Source organism: Thauera sp. 63 (assembly GCF_000310165.2).
In the GTDB taxonomy this organism is placed as follows: domain Bacteria; phylum Pseudomonadota; class Gammaproteobacteria; order Burkholderiales; family Rhodocyclaceae; genus Thauera; species Thauera humireducens.
Map to the genome: position 1 here is coordinate 14,367 of NZ_AMXC01000001.1, position 16,766 is coordinate 31,132.

19 protein-coding genes are annotated in these 16,766 nt (G+C 66.0%); 12 read left to right on the forward strand and 7 right to left on the reverse strand.

The window, feature by feature from the left end; all coding sequences use genetic code 11:
• Nucleotides 1–169: 169 nt before the first annotated feature.
• Nucleotides 170–1,258, forward strand: coding sequence for an extracellular catalytic domain type 2 short-chain-length polyhydroxyalkanoate depolymerase (locus C664_RS00080; protein WP_004251028.1), 1,089 nt, complete (start codon nt 170–172; stop codon nt 1,256–1,258).
• A 60-nt stretch (nt 1,259–1,318) separates the two neighbouring features.
• On the opposite strand, the gene C664_RS00085 is transcribed toward C664_RS00080, so the two are convergent.
• A complete protein-coding gene (locus C664_RS00085) occupies nt 1,319–2,131 on the reverse strand; it encodes an inositol monophosphatase family protein (protein ID WP_004251031.1) in 813 nt (270 codons plus the stop codon).
• A 100-nt stretch (nt 2,132–2,231) separates the two neighbouring features.
• Here C664_RS00085 and C664_RS00090 point away from each other — a divergent pair, with 100 nt between their 5' ends.
• The 11 genes from C664_RS00090 (at nt 2,232) to iscX (ending at nt 10,693) form a co-directional block, all read left to right on the forward strand.
• Entirely contained in the window at nt 2,232–2,963 is a 732-nt protein-coding gene (locus C664_RS00090) for an RNA methyltransferase (RefSeq protein WP_004251033.1), read from the forward strand.
• 150 nt (nt 2,964–3,113) lie between these two features.
• Nucleotides 3,114–3,869, forward strand: a complete 756-nt coding sequence (gene cysE / locus C664_RS00095) for a serine O-acetyltransferase (protein WP_004251036.1) — start codon at nt 3,114–3,116, stop codon at nt 3,867–3,869.
• A 139-nt stretch (nt 3,870–4,008) separates the two neighbouring features.
• On the forward strand, nt 4,009–4,491 hold the full coding sequence (gene iscR / locus C664_RS00100) for a Fe-S cluster assembly transcriptional regulator IscR (RefSeq protein ID WP_004251037.1): 483 nt from the start codon (nt 4,009–4,011) through the stop codon (nt 4,489–4,491).
• 8 nt (nt 4,492–4,499) lie between these two features.
• Nucleotides 4,500–5,663, forward strand: coding sequence for a cysteine desulfurase family protein (locus tag C664_RS00105; RefSeq protein WP_004251046.1), 1,164 nt, complete (start codon nt 4,500–4,502; stop codon nt 5,661–5,663).
• Nucleotides 5,664–5,714: 51 nt separating this feature from the next.
• Nucleotides 5,715–6,926: an IscS subfamily cysteine desulfurase gene (locus tag C664_RS00110; RefSeq protein ID WP_004251047.1), complete on the forward strand. Its 1,212-nt coding sequence runs from the start codon at nt 5,715–5,717 to the stop codon at nt 6,924–6,926.
• A 31-nt stretch (nt 6,927–6,957) separates the two neighbouring features.
• The gene (gene iscU / locus C664_RS00115) at nt 6,958–7,341 is read left to right on the forward strand and encodes a Fe-S cluster assembly scaffold IscU (protein WP_004251048.1); all 384 of its coding nucleotides are present in this window, start codon (nt 6,958–6,960) and stop codon (nt 7,339–7,341) included.
• Nucleotides 7,342–7,368: 27 nt separating this feature from the next.
• Nucleotides 7,369–7,692, forward strand: a complete 324-nt coding sequence (gene iscA / locus C664_RS00120; RefSeq protein WP_004251051.1) for an iron-sulfur cluster assembly protein IscA — start codon at nt 7,369–7,371, stop codon at nt 7,690–7,692.
• Nucleotides 7,693–7,723: 31 nt separating this feature from the next.
• The gene (hscB, locus tag C664_RS00125) at nt 7,724–8,257 is read left to right on the forward strand and encodes a Fe-S protein assembly co-chaperone HscB (protein WP_004251053.1); all 534 of its coding nucleotides are present in this window, start codon (nt 7,724–7,726) and stop codon (nt 8,255–8,257) included.
• Between the two features lie 22 nt (nt 8,258–8,279).
• Nucleotides 8,280–10,148, forward strand: coding sequence for a Fe-S protein assembly chaperone HscA (hscA, locus tag C664_RS00130; RefSeq protein ID WP_004251055.1), 1,869 nt, complete (start codon nt 8,280–8,282; stop codon nt 10,146–10,148).
• Between the two features lie 7 nt (nt 10,149–10,155).
• Nucleotides 10,156–10,497 carry an ISC system 2Fe-2S type ferredoxin gene (gene fdx, locus C664_RS00135; RefSeq protein ID WP_004251064.1) on the forward strand — a complete coding sequence of 114 codons (342 nt, stop codon included), beginning with the start codon at nt 10,156–10,158 and terminating at the stop codon, nt 10,495–10,497.
• 1 nt (nt 10,498) lies between these two features.
• The gene (gene iscX / locus C664_RS00140; RefSeq protein ID WP_004251066.1) at nt 10,499–10,693 is read left to right on the forward strand and encodes a Fe-S cluster assembly protein IscX; all 195 of its coding nucleotides are present in this window, start codon (nt 10,499–10,501) and stop codon (nt 10,691–10,693) included.
• A gap of 45 nt (nt 10,694–10,738) precedes the next feature.
• Here iscX and C664_RS00145 read toward each other — a convergent pair whose 3' ends face one another.
• The 6 genes from C664_RS00145 to dapC form a co-directional block, all read right to left on the reverse strand.
• Complete coding sequence (locus tag C664_RS00145) at nt 10,739–11,197, reverse strand: response regulator (RefSeq protein ID WP_004251073.1); 459 nt, start codon at nt 11,195–11,197, stop codon at nt 10,739–10,741.
• A gap of 39 nt (nt 11,198–11,236) precedes the next feature.
• Nucleotides 11,237–12,211 carry a 50S ribosomal protein L3 N(5)-glutamine methyltransferase gene (prmB, locus tag C664_RS00150; protein ID WP_004251075.1) on the reverse strand — a complete coding sequence of 325 codons (975 nt, stop codon included), beginning with the start codon at nt 12,209–12,211 and terminating at the stop codon, nt 11,237–11,239.
• 26 nt (nt 12,212–12,237) lie between these two features.
• Nucleotides 12,238–13,380 carry a succinyl-diaminopimelate desuccinylase gene (gene dapE, locus C664_RS00155; protein ID WP_004251076.1) on the reverse strand — a complete coding sequence of 381 codons (1,143 nt, stop codon included), beginning with the start codon at nt 13,378–13,380 and terminating at the stop codon, nt 12,238–12,240.
• Nucleotides 13,381–13,403: 23 nt separating this feature from the next.
• A complete protein-coding gene (locus tag C664_RS00160) occupies nt 13,404–14,579 on the reverse strand; it encodes a PilT/PilU family type 4a pilus ATPase (protein WP_004251077.1) in 1,176 nt (391 codons plus the stop codon).
• 72 nt (nt 14,580–14,651) lie between these two features.
• The gene (gene dapD, locus C664_RS00165; RefSeq protein ID WP_004251078.1) at nt 14,652–15,473 is read right to left on the reverse strand and encodes a 2,3,4,5-tetrahydropyridine-2,6-dicarboxylate N-succinyltransferase; all 822 of its coding nucleotides are present in this window, start codon (nt 15,471–15,473) and stop codon (nt 14,652–14,654) included.
• A gap of 14 nt (nt 15,474–15,487) precedes the next feature.
• The gene (gene dapC, locus C664_RS00170) at nt 15,488–16,681 is read right to left on the reverse strand and encodes a succinyldiaminopimelate transaminase (RefSeq protein WP_004251079.1); all 1,194 of its coding nucleotides are present in this window, start codon (nt 16,679–16,681) and stop codon (nt 15,488–15,490) included.
• Nucleotides 16,682–16,766: the final 85 nt, after the last annotated feature.

Below are 16,766 nucleotides of genomic sequence, written 5' to 3' on the forward strand. Positions count from 1 at the left end.
CTTCGCTCAGTTCGTGGGGCTTGGGGTGGGGCGTCAATGCAACCTCTTGATCGGGGAGCGGGCGGCTGCGTCGGGCGGCCAGCCCGGTCGTGGTCGAAACCCGCGGAGTTTACGCATGCAGGCGCGCTTGTGCATCTGTCGTGCACGAATTCGGGTTCTGGAGTCGAGGATGAAGCGCCGAATCGGAGTGAGCGGCTGGCTGCAGCATGTGGCGCTCGGCATGGTCTGCCTCTTGTCCGGCACGACGGTGTCGGCGCAAGCCTTGCCAGCGCTGGGGGCGGACGCGGCAACGGTGACCGTGTCCGGCGTCTCGTCGGGGGCTTACATGGCGGTGCAGCTCCAGGTGGCGCACTCGAGCCTGGTCAGGGGCGCCGGGGTGATCGCCGGCGGACCCTACGACTGCGCCGAAGGCAGCATGTGGCGCGCGCTCGGCGACTGCATGGCGCCGCGGACGCCCGATCGGGTGCCCAGTGCGGACGTCACGGTGGCGCGCATCGAAGCGTGGGCACGTGCCGGGCGCATCGACGATCCTGTCGGACTGGCGGACGACCGGGTGTGGGTGCTTTCGGGCAGTGCGGACCGCACGGTCGAGCGGCCGGTGGTCGATAGCCTGGTCACCTTCTATCGCAGCCGGCTGGCGGATGAGGCCGTGCGCTACGTGCGGCACGAGGGCGCGGGTCACGCGATGATCTCGATCGCGGATCCGGCGGCGAATGCATGCGATACGTCCGCACCGCCCTTCATCAACCGCTGCGGCGAGCTGGATGCGGCGGGCGCGTTGCTGGCGCATCTGTATGGGCCCTTGGCGCCGCGGGTTGCTCGGGCCAGCGGCGAGGTGATCGCATTCGAGCAGCGCGAATTCACCGTCGTCCCGCCGATCGAGCTGAGCATGGCGGCGCAAGGCTACGCCTACGTTCCGCAGGCCTGCCGCGAGGGCGGCTGCAGGCTCCACGTCGCGCTGCATGGCTGCCGTCAGGGGGAGGGTGAGATCGGCAGGCGCTTCGTCGAACGTGCGGGCTATAACGAATGGGCCGACACCAATCGTATCGTGGTGCTCTACCCGCAGGTCGCGGCGCGCAGCGGACTGACGTGGGGGTCGTGGCGCTGGGTGTACAACCCGAAGGGCTGCTGGGACTGGTGGGGCTACAGCGGGCCGACGTACGCGACCCGGGACGGCGGACAGGTTCGCGCCATCCGGGCCATGATCGACCGCCTCACCGCGCCTGCAGCGGTGGAACCGGGGCGCGCTGCGCGATGAACCGGCAGGGTGGGGCGCGAGAGGTCGCCCCACCCGGATTGTCGGATGACGATGGACCGGTCAGGCTTGCATGTTGGCCGGACGGTAGGCCTGGATGATCGGCAGCAGCTGGCCGAAGATCTTCGGCGTGCCGGCGACCACGTTGCCGGTGGCCATGAAGTCCGCCTCGCCCGACAGATCGGACACGAGCCCGCCCGCTTCCTGGATCAGCAGCACGCCGGCTGCCATGTCCCACGGCGATAGGCCCATTTCCCAGAAGCCGTCGAGGCGGCCGCAGGCGACATAGGCCAGGTCGAGCGAGGCTGCGCCCGGGCGACGGATGCCAGCGGTCTTCTGCGTGAGTTCCTTGAACATCGCGAGATAGGCATCGACGTTGTCGAACTGGCGGAAGGGAAAGCCGGTGCCAATCAGCGAATCGTTGAGGCGGGTGCGGCGCGACACGCGGATGCGGCGGTCGTTTAGGAATGCGCCGCTGCCGCGCGAGGCGGTGAACAGCTCGTTGGTGCAGGGGTCGTAGACCACCGCATGCTCGAGGGCGCCGTTCTTGGTCTGGGCGATCGAGATGGCGTACTGCGGAAAACCGTGGATGAAGTTGGTCGTGCCGTCGAGCGGATCGATGATCCAGTTGAACTCGCTCTCCTGGCCATTGAGCGGGCCGGATTCGCCTGACTCCTCTGCTAGAATCCCGTGCCCCGGAAAGGCGTCACGCAGGACTTCGATGATCGCCTGCTCGGCGGCGCGATCGACTTCGGTGACGAAATCGTTGGGCGACTTGCTCTGGACGGTGAGCAGGTCGAGCTGGGTCGAGGCGCGGTTGATGACGGTCGCGGCGCGACGGGCGGCCTTGACGGCGATGTTCAGGGTGGGGTGCATGCGGAGCGGTCTCTGTTAAAGAAGCGGGCGACCGCTGCGGGTACCCATCGGGACCGGCCGGCATCGCCACGGCAGAATTCGGAAAACGTGGAATTTTAATATGAATCGCCCACTTGCGCTCGACCGTATCCGGGTCGTGCTGTCCCGCACCAGTCACCCCGGCAATATCGGCGCCGCCGCCCGCGCCATGAAGACGATGGGGCTGCGCCAGCTGTGGCTGGTCGCGCCGGCTTCGTTTCCGAATGAGATCGCGACGGCGCGCGCTTCCGGCGCGGCCGACCTGCTCGAGTCGGCGCGCGTGGTGGGCTCGCTGGAGGAGGCGCTGGCGGATACGGTGTTCTCCGCTGCGCTGACCGCACGCCGGCGCGAGCTGTCGCTGCCGCGGATGCATGCGCGCGAGGCTGCGGTCGAGATCGTCGGGCGGACCGTGGATGGCGACGTGGCGCTGGTGTTCGGCAACGAGACCAGCGGCATGACCAACGAGGAGGTCGCGCTGTGCAGTCTGCCGGTGACGATCCCGACCGACCCCGAGTTTTCGTCGCTGAATCTCGGTGCGGCCGTCCAGTTGCTCGCCTACGAACTGCGCATGGCGGCAACCAGCCCGTCACCGCCGCAGGATCTGCAGGGCGAGCCGGCCACCCATGCCGACTTCGAGAGCTTCATGGCGCACCTCGAGCAGGCCGTGACCGCCAGTGGCTTCCACGATCCGAAGAATCCGAAGCGCCTGCTGCCGCGCATGCGGCGGATGTTCAACCGCGTCCGGCTCGAGCGCGAAGAGGTGGCCTTGCTGCGTGGCATGCTGACGACCTTCGAGCGTCCCAAGCGGCGCTGAACGCGTCGTGGCGGTCGGTGCGAGCGCCGCGGTACGCGGGTCCGGCCGTTTCAAAGTTGATCCTAAGTCGATTAAAATAGTCGGGAATTGACCAGCGCAATGCGCAGCCGGTCAGTTCTCTTTCATATCCCCACCCTGGAGCCCCTAGAAATGTTCAGCCGCCTGCGTGAAGACCTGGCCAGCGTTCGCGAACGCGATCCCGCCGCCCGCTCCACGTTCGAGGTGCTGACCTGTTATCCGGGCGTGCATGCGCTGATGTTCCATCGTCTCGCACATTGCGCGTGGCGGCGACAGTGGTTCTGGCTGGGGCGCTTCATCAGTCACGTCAGCCGTTTCTTCACCGGGATCGAGATCCATCCGGGCGCCGTGATCGGCCGCCGGGTGTTCATCGACCACGGGATGGGCGTCGTGATCGGCGAGACGGCCGAGATCGGCGACGACTGCACGATCTATCAGGCGGTCACACTCGGGGGGACCTCGCTGTACCGCGGCACCAAGCGCCATCCGACGCTCGGCAAGGGCGTGGTGGTCGGTGCGGGCGCCAAGGTACTGGGCGGTTTCACGGTCGGTGACGGCGCCAAGATCGGCTCGAACGCGGTGGTGGTGAAGCCGGTGCCGGCGGGCGCGACGGCGGTCGGCAACCCGGCGCGCATCATCGACGCCGAGCGCGACGCCGCGCGCGAGCAGAAGGCCGAGCAGATGGGCTTCAGCGCCTATGGCGTCACGCGTGACATGGACGATCCGGTGTCCAAGGCCCTTCATGGTCTGCTCGATCATGCTGTCGATACCGATCGCCGCCTGCAGGCGATCGTGGCTCGACTCGAAGCGAGCGGCCTGAAACTCGAGGACGCGGCGGTGTCGGTGGATGACTTCGACGCCGGCCGCTTGTCGCGCATGGTGGACTGAGTCCGGGCTCGCCAGGCTATCGCCCCGATTAGTTGACCGTTTTTGTCGGGATAAGTATAGTTGAGCGAAACGTTCAGGTATTGCGGCGGGGTCATCCTGCCTGCGGCTGGACGGCTTACGGTTCCTGCGAGGTGACACCATGAGACTGACGACCAAGGGGCGATTCGCCGTCACGGCGATGATCGATCTGGCTGCACGCCAGGACGACGGACCGGTGACGCTTGCCGGGATTGCCGAGCGCCAGAGGATCTCGTTGTCCTATCTCGAGCAGTTGTTCGGCAAGCTGCGCCGCCATCAACTGGTGAGCAGCGTGCGCGGCCCCGGCGGTGGTTACCGCCTGGCGCGCGGCATGGACGCGATCACGGTCGCCGACATCATCATCGCGGTGGATGAGCCGCTGGATGCGACGCAGTGCGGCGGCAAGCAGAACTGTCACGACGAGCACCGCTGCATGACCCATGACCTGTGGGCGAACCTCAACAAGCGCATGTATGCCTACCTCGATTCGGTGACGCTGCAGGCACTGGTCGACCGTCAGGTGAAACCGGATGCGGACATGGCGGTGCTGAAGAACATTCGTCGTCGCGCCACGCTGCAGGTGCGCGAGATCGCCGCAGTCTGAGGGTCGCAATGAGTTTTGCCCCGGTCTATCTCGACTGGAACGCGACCACGCCGCTGGCTCCCGAGGTGCGCGACGCGATGCTGCCCTGGCTGGGTGCTGCACAGCCTGCGCGCTTCGGCAATGCGTCCAGCCGCCACGAGTACGGGCGCCAGGCTCGTGCCGCCATCGACGAAGCGCGCGCGCGCGTGGCGGCAGCCGTTGGCGCACATGCGACCGAGGTCGTCTTCACCAGCGGCGGCTCGGAGGCGAACAACCTGTTCCTGAAAGGGGCGGCAGCCTGTCTCAAGCCCGGCACGCTGGCGATCAGCGCCATCGAGCACCCCTGTGTGCGCGAACCGGCGAGGCAGCTGCGCCGTGCGGGTTGGGCCTTGCACGAGATCGCGGTGGATGCGGACGGCAGGATCGACGTCGCCGACTGGCAGCGCGTGCTCGAGGCACGTCCGACGCTGGTGTCGGTGATGCTCGCCAACAACGAGACCGGCGTGCTGCAGGACGTGGCGACGCTGGCCAGCGAGGCGCGCAAGGCCGGTGCCTGGCTGCATACCGACGCGGTGCAGGCGCTGGGCAAGATCGAGGTGGATTTCCGTGCGCTCGGCGTGCAGGCGATGACGCTGTCGGCGCACAAGCTTGGTGGTCCGCTCGGCGCAGGCGCCCTCGTGCTGGACAAGCGCGTCGAACTGTCGCCGCTCATTGCGGGCGGAGGGCAGGAGCGCGGCTTGCGCTCGGGCACGGAGAACGTTGCGGCGATCGTCGGCTTCGGCCTTGCCTGCGAGCGCGCGGTGGCGCATCGGGCGGCGGAGACGAGTCGGCTCTCGGCGATGCGCGACGGCATCGAGGCGGCCTTGTCGGCGCTGGGTGCAGTGGTGTTTTCGCGGGCAGCCATCAGGCTGCCGAATACGGTATTTTTCGCGTTTGACGCGATCGACGGCGAGACGCTGGTCGGCAAGCTGGATCGCGCAGGATTCGCCTGCGCGAGCGGCTCGGCGTGTTCGAGTGCGCAGCCGGAGCCCTCGCACACCCTGCTGGCGATGGGTGTCGATCCGACGGTGGCACGCGGTGCGGTGCGCGTGAGCCTGGGACGCGATACCACGGCGGAAGAGGTCGAGCGATTCGTCGCCACCCTGTCGCACGTGGTGCGGGATTTGAGGAATCTGGCATCGGTCGCGCTCTGAGCGGCCGTGCCAGGACATGAAAAAGACACAACCCCTCTGCGGAGAGATGCAATGCTGAAGTTCCCGATCTACCTCGACTACTCGGCCACGACGCCGGTTGATCCGCGCGTGGCGGCGAAGATGATCCCGTGGTTGACCGAACATTTCGGTAACCCGGCCAGTCGTTCGCACGCCTATGGCTGGGAAGCCGAACAGGCGGTCGAGGAAGCGCGCGAGCAGGTCGCGGCCCTGGTCAACGCCGACCCCAAGGAGATCATCTGGACCTCGGGCGCGACCGAGTCGAACAACCTCGCCATCAAGGGTGCGGCGCATTTCTACCAGGGCAAGGGCAAGCACGTCATCACCGTCAAGACCGAGCACAAGGCGGTCCTCGATACCGTGCGCGAACTCGAGCGCGAGGGCTTCGAGGCCACCTATCTCGACGTCCAGGAAAACGGCTTGATCGATCTCGAGGTGCTGAAGGCGGCCATCCGGCCGGATACCATCCTCGTGTCCGTGATGTTCGTGAACAACGAGGTCGGCGTCGTGCAGCCGATCGCCCAGATCGGTGAGCTGTGCCGCGAGAAGGGCATCATCTTCCACGTCGATGCCGCGCAGGCGACCGGCAAGGTCGAGATCGACCTCGACAAGCTCAAGGTCGATCTGATGAGCTTCTCTGCCCACAAGACCTACGGTCCGAAGGGCGTCGGTGCCCTCTACGTCCGCCGCAAGCCGCGTGTGCGTCTCGAGGCGCAGATGCACGGTGGCGGCCACGAGCGCGGCCTGCGTTCGGGCACGCTGGCGACGCACCAGATCGTCGGCATGGGCGAAGCCTTCCGCCTGGCGCGTGAGGAAATGGCGGAGGAGAATGCGCGCGTCCGCAGACTGCGCAACAAGCTGCTGAACGGCCTGACCGACATCGAGGCGACCTACGTCAATGGCGACCTCGAGCAGCGCGTGCCGCACAACCTCAACATTTCCTTCGCCTATGTCGAAGGCGAGTCGCTGATCATGGCGATCAAGGACATCGCGGTCTCGTCCGGTTCGGCCTGCACCTCGGCCAGCCTCGAGCCGTCCTACGTGCTGCGCGCGCTGGGCCGCAACGACGAACTGGCGCACAGTTCGATCCGCTTCTCCATCGGCCGCTTCACCACCGAGGAAGAGATCGACTTCACCATCGACCTGCTGCACAAGAAGATCGGCAAGCTGCGCGAGCTGTCGCCCCTGTGGGAGATGTACAAGGACGGCATCGACCTCGACACCGTGCAGTGGGCTGCACACTAAAAGACACGACGAAATCCCCTGGAGAATAGACATGGCATACAGCGACAAGGTCCTGGACCATTACGAGAACCCCCGCAACGTCGGCTCCTTCGGCAAGGACGAAGAGGGCGTGGCCACTGGCATGGTCGGCGCGCCCGCCTGTGGCGACGTGATGAAGCTGCAGATCAAGGTCGGCAAGGACGGCGTGATCGAGGACGCGAAGTTCAAGACCTATGGCTGCGGCTCGGCGATCGCGTCGAGCTCGCTGGTCACCGAGTGGGTCAAGGGCAAGACCATCGATCAGGCGCTCGATATCAAGAACACGCAGATCGCCGAGGAACTCGCACTGCCGCCGGTGAAGATCCACTGCTCGATCCTCGCCGAGGATGCGATCAAGGCGGCCGTGGCTGACTACCGCAAGAAGCATCAGGCCTGAGCGGCCGGCAACGAGGAGGCATAGATCATGGGCGTGACCCTGTCCGAAAGCGCTGCCCGTCACGTGTCGAGCTTCATTGCCAAGCGTGGCAAGGGTTTCGGCATCCGCCTGGGGGTGAAGACCTCGGGCTGTTCCGGGATGGCGTACAAGCTGGAGTTCGTCGACGAGACGCACGGCGAGGATCTGGTGTTCGAGAGCCACGGCGTCAAGGTCGTGGTCGATCCGAAGAGCCTCGTCTATCTCGAGGGCACCGAACTCGACTTCGTGAAGGAAGGACTGAACGAAGGCTTCAAGTTCAACAACCCGAACGTCAAGGATCAGTGCGGTTGCGGCGAGAGCTTCAACGTCTGATGCGGCGCCCGCGTTTTCCCGCCGAGACTGCATGAGCATCGACCTCACCCAGGACTACTTCACCCTCTTCGGGCTGCCGCGCCGCTACGCGCTCGACGAGGCCTCGCTCGAGGCGGCGTGGCATCGCCTGCAGTCGCAGGTTCATCCGGATCGCTACGCCCATCTGCCCGACGCCGACAAGCGTCGGGCGATGCAGTGGGCGACGCGCGTCAACGAAGGGTTTCGTACGCTGAAGAAGCCGCTGGCGCGTGCGCAGTACCTGCTGGTCCTCGCGGGCGTCGATGCCGCCATCGAGACCAATACCGCGATGGCGCCCGAGTTCCTGATGGAGCAGATGGAGTGGCGCGAAGCGGTCGAAGAGGCGCGCGCGGCCGGTGAGGTCGAGGAACTCGAGCAACTCCACATGCGCCTGCTGCATCATGCGCGCGACGTTCGCACCGAGCTTGGCCGCCAGCTCGACGAAGATCATGCATACACCGAAGCAGCCGACACCGTGCGTCGGCTGATGTTCATCGAGAAACTCCAGCACGAGATCGACGAGGCGCTGCTCGCACTCGAAGGCTGATAACAAGAGGCACGGAACCCCAATGGCTCTGCTGCAAATTGCCGAACCCGGCATGTCCACCGAGCCCCACAAGCATCGGCTCGCGGTGGGCATTGATCTCGGGACGACCAACTCGCTCGTCGCCACCGTCCGCAACGGCATCGCCGTGTGCCTGCCTGACGAGTCCGGCCGCACCATGCTGCCGTCGGTGGTTCGGTATTGCGCCGATGGGCGCATCGAGGTCGGACAGGCGGCCGCCAAGGCCCAGGCCACCGACCCGCGCAACACGATCGTGTCGGTCAAGCGCTTCATGGGGCGTGGCCTGAAAGACGTGGCGCACGTCGAGACGATGCCTTACGACTTCGAGGACGGCGTCGGCATGGTGCGCCTGCGTACGGTGCAGGGGGTCAAGAGCCCGGTGGAAATGTCGGCGGAGGTGCTGCGCGTGCTGCGCGACCGTGCCGAGGCCAGCCTGGGTGGCCCGCTGACCGGCGCGGTCATCACCGTCCCGGCCTATTTCGACGATGCCCAGCGTCAGGCGACCAAGGACGCGGCAAAGCTCGCCGGTGTGGACGTCCTGCGCCTACTCAACGAGCCCACGGCAGCTGCCGTTGCCTACGGCCTGGACAATGCGGCCGAGGGCGTCTATGCCGTCTATGACCTCGGCGGCGGTACCTTCGACCTGTCGATCCTGAAGCTGTCCCGGGGCGTCTTCGAGGTGCTGTCGACCAATGGCGATGCCGCGCTGGGCGGCGACGATTTCGATCACCGTCTGTTCTGCTCGATCCTGGAGCGTGCCGACATCGACCCGCCTTCGCTCGAGGATGCCCGCCGCCTGCAGATGAAGGCGCGCGAGGTCAAGGAACTGCTGACTTCGTGCGAGGAGGCGCCGGTGCATCTGGTGCTCGGCTCCGGCGAGGAGGTCGATCTGGTCATCACGCGCGACGAGTTCGCGGAAATGACCCGTCACCTTGTGCAGAAGACGCTGACGCCGGTGCGCAAGGCGCTGCGCGACGCAGGCCTCACACCCGAGGAAATCAAGGGCGTGGTGATGGTCGGCGGTGCGACCCGCATGCCGCACATCCAGCGCGCGGTCGCAAACTTCTTCGGCCAGGAACCGCTGACCAACCTCGACCCGGACAAGGTGGTCGCACTGGGCGCAGCGATGCAGGCCAATGCGCTGGCGGGCAACCGCGCGGAACAGGACGACTGGCTCCTGCTCGACGTGATCCCGCTGTCGCTGGGCCTCGAGACCATGGGTGGCCTGGTCGAGAAGGTCGTGCCACGCAATTCGACGCTCCCGATCGCGCGTGCACAGGAGTTCACCACCTTCAAGGACGGCCAGACCGCGATGGCCTTCCACGTCGTGCAGGGCGAACGCGAGCTCGTGGCCGACTGCCGCTCGCTCGCCCGTTTCGAACTGCGCGGCATTCCGCCGATGGTGGCCGGTGCGGCCCGCATCCGCGTCACCTTCCAGGTGGACGCCGACGGTCTGCTGTCGGTTTCGGCGCGCGAGATGTCCTCCGGTGTCGAGGCCAGCGTGCTGGTCAAGCCATCCTACGGCCTGTCGGACGACGAAATCGCCGAGATGCTGAAGTCGGGCGTGGAGCACGCCGGCGACGACATGGCGCTGCGCGCGTTGCGCGAGCAACAGGTGGAGGCTGAACGCGTGATCGAAGCTGCCGAACAGGCGCTGGCCAAGGACGGGCATCTGCTCGACGGCGACGAACGTGCGGCGGTCGACGCGGCGATCGCCCGCCTGCGCGTGTTGCGCGAGGGCGAAAACCACCGTGCGATAAAGACGGGCATCGATGCTTTCGCCCGCGCCACCGATGAATTTGCCGCCCGGCGCATGGACAACAGCATCCGTAGCGCGCTGGCCGGTCACAAAGTAGATGAACTCGAACTCTGACCCACTCATGACCCAGATCATCGTTCTTCCCCACGTCGAACTCTGCCCGGACGGCAGCGTGATCGAGGCCCGCCCGGGCCAGACCATCTGCGAGAGCCTGCTCGAGAATGGCATCGACATCGAGCACGCGTGCGAGATGTCCTGTGCCTGCACCACCTGCCACGTGATCGTGCGCGAAGGTTTCAATGCCCTCGAGGCCGCCTCGGACGATGAGGAGGATCTGCTCGACAAGGCCTGGGGGCTGGAGCCGCAGTCCCGCCTGTCGTGCCAGGTCCAGGTCGGCGAGACGCCGCTGGTGGTCGAGATCCCGCGTTACACGATCAACATGGCCCGCGAAGGAAAACACTGAGATGAAGTGGACCGATGTGCAGGAAATTGCGATCCAGCTGGCCGACAGCCGTCCCGATGTCGATCCGACACGGCTTAACTTCGTCGATCTGATGAACTGGGTGCTCGAATTGCCCGAGTTCGACGACGACCCGAAGCGCTGCGGTGAGCGCATCCTCGAAGGAATCCAGCAGGCCTGGATCGACGAGGTCGCCTGACGGGGCAGCAGAACGCTGCCGGCAGAGCCTCCCGGCCCGACTAACCTAGTAGGCGGCGCCGGCGCTCGCCTCGACGCTCTCGTTGAGGCTCAGCCAATAGCGGCCGAGGAGGGCAACGACCTCCTGGAAACGGTCGAAATCCACCGGCTTGCGGATGTAGCTGTTGGCACCGAGGTTGTATGCCTGTTGCAGATCGAGGGTTTCGCGCGAGGTGGTCAGCACCACGACCGGCAACAGGGTCGTACGTGCGTCCGCGCGAATTCGCCGCAGGACCTCCAGCCCGTCGATACGCGGGAGCTTCAGGTCGAGCAGCACCACCGCCGGCATGACCCTGAGGTCGCGTCCGGCGTAGGTGCCCGTCCCGAACAGGTAGTCGATGGCTTCGACGCCGTCATGCACCACGACCACAGGGTTGGTGATGCGGTTGCGCGAGAACGCATGCAGCGTCAGCGCCTCGTCGTCGGGGTTGTCCTCGACCAGCAGGATCGGGCGTTCGTTGGGCATGTGTTCCTTGCTCCCCAGTTGCCGTGTCGACAGCGTCGATCAATCCCCGCCGCCTGGCAAGTCCTCGCGCCGCAGCACGAACACCATGTCGTCACCGCCGCGGGTGGACAGCCAGTTGAACGGCAGTTCCGGGAACGCCTCCTCGACGATTGTCCGGTTGTGACCGACCTCGACCGCCAGGATGCCGCCGGCGTTGAGGTGGGCTGCGCCTTCGTCGATGAGCTTGCGCACGATGTCGAGACCGTCGTCGCCGGCGGCGAGCGCCATGCGGGGTTCGTGCAGGTACTCGGGGGGCAGTGCATCCATGTCTGCACCCGTCACATAGGGCGGGTTGCTGAGGATGAGGTCGTAACGCCGGCCCTCGAGGGCGGAGAAGACGTCGGTGTTGACCAGTTCGACGCGATCCTCCAGGCCGTAGTCGGCCACGTTCTGCCGTGCGACATCGAGTGCGTCTTCGGACAGGTCCGCGCCGGTGATCTCGGCATTCGGGAAGGCATGGGCCATCAGGATCGCGAGGCAGCCGGAGCCGGTGCACATGTCCAGCGCGCTGCCGACCTTTTCGGGGTCATCGATCCACGGCGCCAGACCGTCTTCCAGCAACTCGGCGAAGAAGGAGCGCGGCACGATCACGCGCGGGTCAACCGAGAAACGGAAGTCGCCCAGCCAGGCTTCGCCAAGAATGTAGGCCGTGGGCAGGCGATCGTCGGCACGCTGCTCGATCGCGTCGAGCAGCGCCACGCGTTCGTCACCGGGGATGCAGGCGTCGAGGAAGGGCTCGAGGCGATCGAGCGGCAGCGCCAGCGAACCGAGCAGCAGCCAGGCGGCCTCGTCGAAGGTGTCGGTGACGCCGTGGCCGCAGAAGATGCCGCTGCGGTTGAAGCGGGTGACGGCGTAGCGCAACCAGTCGCGCACGGTGACCAGCTCGGCCAGCGGGCCATGCTCGTGTTCGTGGTCGTGATCCCCATCGTCATGATGTTGATGGTCGTCGTGCGCGTGTTCGTGATGCTGAGTCATGGATTCGTTCTCGCGTTGGAGCGGGTTCAGGCGGCCAGCAGTGCGTGCAGGGTCCGTTCGTAGACCACCGACAGGGGCTCGATCGCCGCGGCGTCGATGCATTCGTTGGCCTGGTGGATCGATGCGTTGACCGGGCCGAATTCGACGACTTCGGCGCAGATGTCGGCGATGAAGCGGCCGTCGGACGTGCCGCCGGTGGTGGAAAGTTCGGTTTCCACCCCCAGCGTGTCATGGATCGCCGCCGACAGGGCGCCAACCAGCCTGCCGCGTCCGGTGATGAAGGGCTTGCCCGACAGGTGCCAGTCGATCTCGTACTCCAGGCCATGGCGATCCAGGACCTCGTGAGTGCGAGCCTTCAGGCTGTCCGCGGACGACACCGATCCGAAGCGGAAGTTGAACAGCACCTCGCACACACCGGGGATCACGTTGTTGGCGCCGGTGCCGGCATGGATGTTCGAGACCTGCCAGGTCGTGGGCGGGAAGAACTCGTTGCCCCGGTCCCACTCGATTGCCGCGAGTTCGGCCAGGGCGGGCGCGAACGCGTGGATCGGGTTGCGGGCCAGATGGGGATAGGCGACGTGGCCCTGCTTGCCCTTCACGCGCAGCGTGCCGGACAGTGAGCCGCGGCGGCCGTTCTTGATCATGTCGCCCAGTGTCTTCACCGAAGTCGGCTCGCCCACCACGCAATAGTCGAGGCGTTCACCGCGGGCAGCCAGCGCCTCGACGACCTTCACCGTTCCGTGCGTCGCGATGCCTTCCTCGTCCGAGGTCAGCAGCAGTGCGATGCTGCCGGCGTGATCGGGTGTCGAGGCCACGAAGCGCTCGATGGCGGTGACGAAGGCCGCCAGCGAGGACTTCATGTCGGCGGCGCCGCGACCGTAAAGCACGCCGTCGATGATCGTGGGCGTGTAGGGCGGTGTCTTCCAGGCGTCGAGCGGGCCGGCAGGAACGACGTCGGTATGTCCGGCAAAACACAGCACCGGTCCGGTCTGGCCACGGCGGGCCCACAGGTTGGACACGCCGCCGGTGTCGATCCGTTCGCAGGTGAAACCGAGCGCCTGCAGGCGGCCGGCGATCAGTTCGAGGCAGCCGGCGTCCTCGGGGGTGACGGAAGGGCGAGCGATCAATTCGCAGGCGAGGTCGAGCGTCGGATTCGGGGTCTGGGGCATGAAGGGCGTTGGGGTTGGAGCGATTAGTTCTGGTCGACGTGCAGCGTGAATTCCTGGAAGGACGCGCCGTCGGGGTTGCTGCGCTCGAAGTCGAGCAGGCTGGGGGCCTTCTTGGCGGCGGCCTGCTGGTCGTTTGTGCCGAGCTGTGCGTTGTTGATGAGCCAGTGCAGGTTGGTCGGGGAGTCCGCGTTCGCCAGTGCCTCCTCGAGCGAGATGGTGCCATCCGAGTAGAGCTTGAAGAGATTCTGTTCGAAGGTCTGGCAGCCCGGAGCCAGGCTCTGCTCCATGGCCTCCTTGATCTCGTTGATCTCGCCGCGTTCGATGAGCTCGGAGATGTGTCGCGTGTTCATCAGGATCTCGACGGCGGGCGCGCGCTTGGAGTCGGGGCGGCGCACGAGCCGCTGCGACACGATGCAGCGCAATGCGACGGCGAGATCGAGGTAGAGCAGCTGGCGATTTTCCAGCGGGAAGAAGTTGATGATGCGGTTCAGCGCATGGTAGGCGTTGTTCGCATGCAGCGTGGCCAGGCACAGGTGGCCCGACTGCGCGTAGGAAATCGCGGCCTGCATCGTCTCGCGGTCACGGATCTCGCCGATCAGGATGCAGTCGGGCGCCTGACGCATGGCGTTGCGCAGTGCCTCGCCCCAGCTCAGGGTGTCGATGCCGACTTCGCGCTGGTTCACCACCGACTTGCGATGGGTAAACAGGTACTCGATCGGGTCCTCGACCGTCAGGATGTGACCCGCGCGGTTGCGGTTGCGGTGATCGAGCATCGACGCCAGCGTGGTCGACTTGCCCGATCCGGTTGCGCCGACCACCAGCACCAGGCCGCGCTTCTCCATCACCACCTCGGTCAGCACGGGGGGCATCCCCAGGTCCTGGACGGTGGGTATGTCGCTCTGGATGTAGCGCACCACGCTGGCAAGCGAGTTGCGCTGCCAGAACACGTTGACGCGGAAGTTGCCCAGGTCGCGGCGGCCGAAGGAGAGGTTGAGCTCGCGGTCGCGTTCGAGCTGGGCGAATTTCTCGGGCGGAATGGCCTCTTCGATCATCCGTCGGATCATGGGCGGTTCCATGACCTGCTGGTTGATCGGCATGGTGTGGCCCTGGATCTTGATGTGGATCGGAGCGCCCGCAGTGATGAAGATGTCCGAGGCCTTCTTTTCAGCCATCAGCTGGAACAGACTGTCGAAAATCATGGCTTCGTCATCCTCATTGTTCGCGGTGGGGCTGGGATCGCGGGATCACGGCCCCCGTGGTCGAAAACGCGATCAGGCGCCGCGCAGCAGCTCGTTGATGCCGGTCTTGGCGCGGGTCTGCGCATCGACCTTCTTCACGATGACGGCGCAGTACAGGCTGTACTTGCCGCAGGCCGAGGGCAGACTGCCTGGCACCACGACGGCACCCGACGGCACGCGGCCATAGGTGACCTCGCCCGTCTCGCGGTCGTAGATCTTGGTGCTCTGGCCGATGTACACACCCATCGACAGCACCGCGTTCTCCTCGATGATGACGCCTTCGACCACTTCGGAGCGCGCACCGACGAATACGTTGTCCTCGATGATGACCGGTCCGGCCTGGACCGGCTCGAGCACGCCACCGATGCCGACGCCGCCCGACAGGTGAACGTTCTTGCCGATCTGGGCGCAGGAGCCGACGGTGGCCCAGGTGTCGACCATCGTGCCTTCATCGACGTAGGCACCGATGTTCACATACGACGGCATCAGGACGACGTTCTTGCCGATGAAGCTGCCCTTGCGCGCGACGGCCGGCGGAACGACCCGGAAGCCGCCTTCGCGGAACTGCTCCGGCGTGTAGTCGCCGAACTTGGTCGCGACCTTGTCGTAGAAGCTGAGGCCGCCGGCCTGGACGACCTCGTTGTCGCGCAGACGGAAGGAGATCAGTACCGCCTTCTTGATCCACTGGTTCACCACCCATTGACCGTCCTTCTTCTCGGCGACGCGCAGCGTGCCGGCGTCGAGGCCGGCGATCACCTCTTCGACCGCGTTGCGGATCTCGGCGGGGGCGGAGGTGGGCGACAGACTGGCGCGGTTCTCGAAGGCGTCGTCGATGATCTGTTGCAGAGCGTGCATGGGGAAAGTCTCTCTCAGAGGGTCTTGCAGAAGTCGATGATGCGCTGTGCGGCCTCGACACATTCGTGGGTGTCGGCCACCAGCGCGATGCGGACGAACCCGTCGCCCGGGTTGATGCCGTTGGATTCGCGGGCGAGGTAGCTGCCAGGCAGGACGGTCACATTATATTCGGCCTGCAGACGGCGGGCGAACTCGGTGTCCGGCAGCGGCGTGCGCATCCAGTAGTAGAAACCGGCGTCGGGTAACTCGACCGGCAGCCAGGGCTGCAGCATCGGCGTGATGCGGGCGAACTTGTCGCGATACAGGCGGCGGTTTTCCTCCACGTGCACCTCGTCGTTCCACGCCACCACCGAGGCCGCCTGCACCGGCGGGCTCATCTGGCAGCCGTGGTAGGTGCGGTAGAGTACGAAGTCCTTGAGGAGCTTCGCGTCGCCCGCGACGAAGCCCGAACGCATGCCCGGCACGTTCGAGCGCTTGGACAGGCTGGAGAACATGACGATGTTGCGGAAGTCCGTCCGTCCCAGTCGCCAGGCTGCCTCCAGACCACCGATCGGCTTGGCGTCGTCGTCGAAGTAGATCTCGGAATAGCACTCGTCAGCGGCGATGATGAAGCCGTTGCGGTCGGAAAGCTCGAACAGGTGCTTCCACTCGTCCAGCGACAGCACACGGCCGGTCGGGTTGCCGGGGGAGCAGACATAGACGAGCTGCACGCCGCGCCAAGTGGCCTCGTCGATCGCGTCGAAGTCGGAGGCAAAGCCGTTCTCGGGCAGGTGATTGAGGAAGATCGGCTCCGCCCCGGCCAGGTAGGCCGCGCCTTCGTAGATCTGGTAGAAGGGGTTCGGACATAGCACCTTGGCGCCGGGCCGGGTCCCGTCGACCACGCACTGGCAGAACGCGAACAGCGCTTCGCGCGTCCCGTTGACCGGCACCACCTGGCTTGCGGCGTCGATCTTCGGCAGGCCGTAGCGGCGCTCGAGCCAGTGCGCGATCGCGTTGCGCAGCGCATCGCTGCCCAGGGTCAGCGGGTAGCTCGACAGCCCGCCGAGGTTGTCCGCCAGTGTCTGGCGGATGAAGCCGGGCGTCGGGTGCTGCGGCTCGCCGATCGACAGGCGGATCGGACTCAGGTCGGCAGGCGGGGTGATGCCGGCGAACAGCGCGCGCAGCTTCTCGAAGGGATAGGTCTGGAGGCGGGCGAGATTCGGATTCACTTTGGCACAAAATCCGCGCGGCAGACCGCCGGCGCAGCAGAGTGGGGAGGGGCGGTGATGGTATCATGCTGCGCCTTGCCGGCGC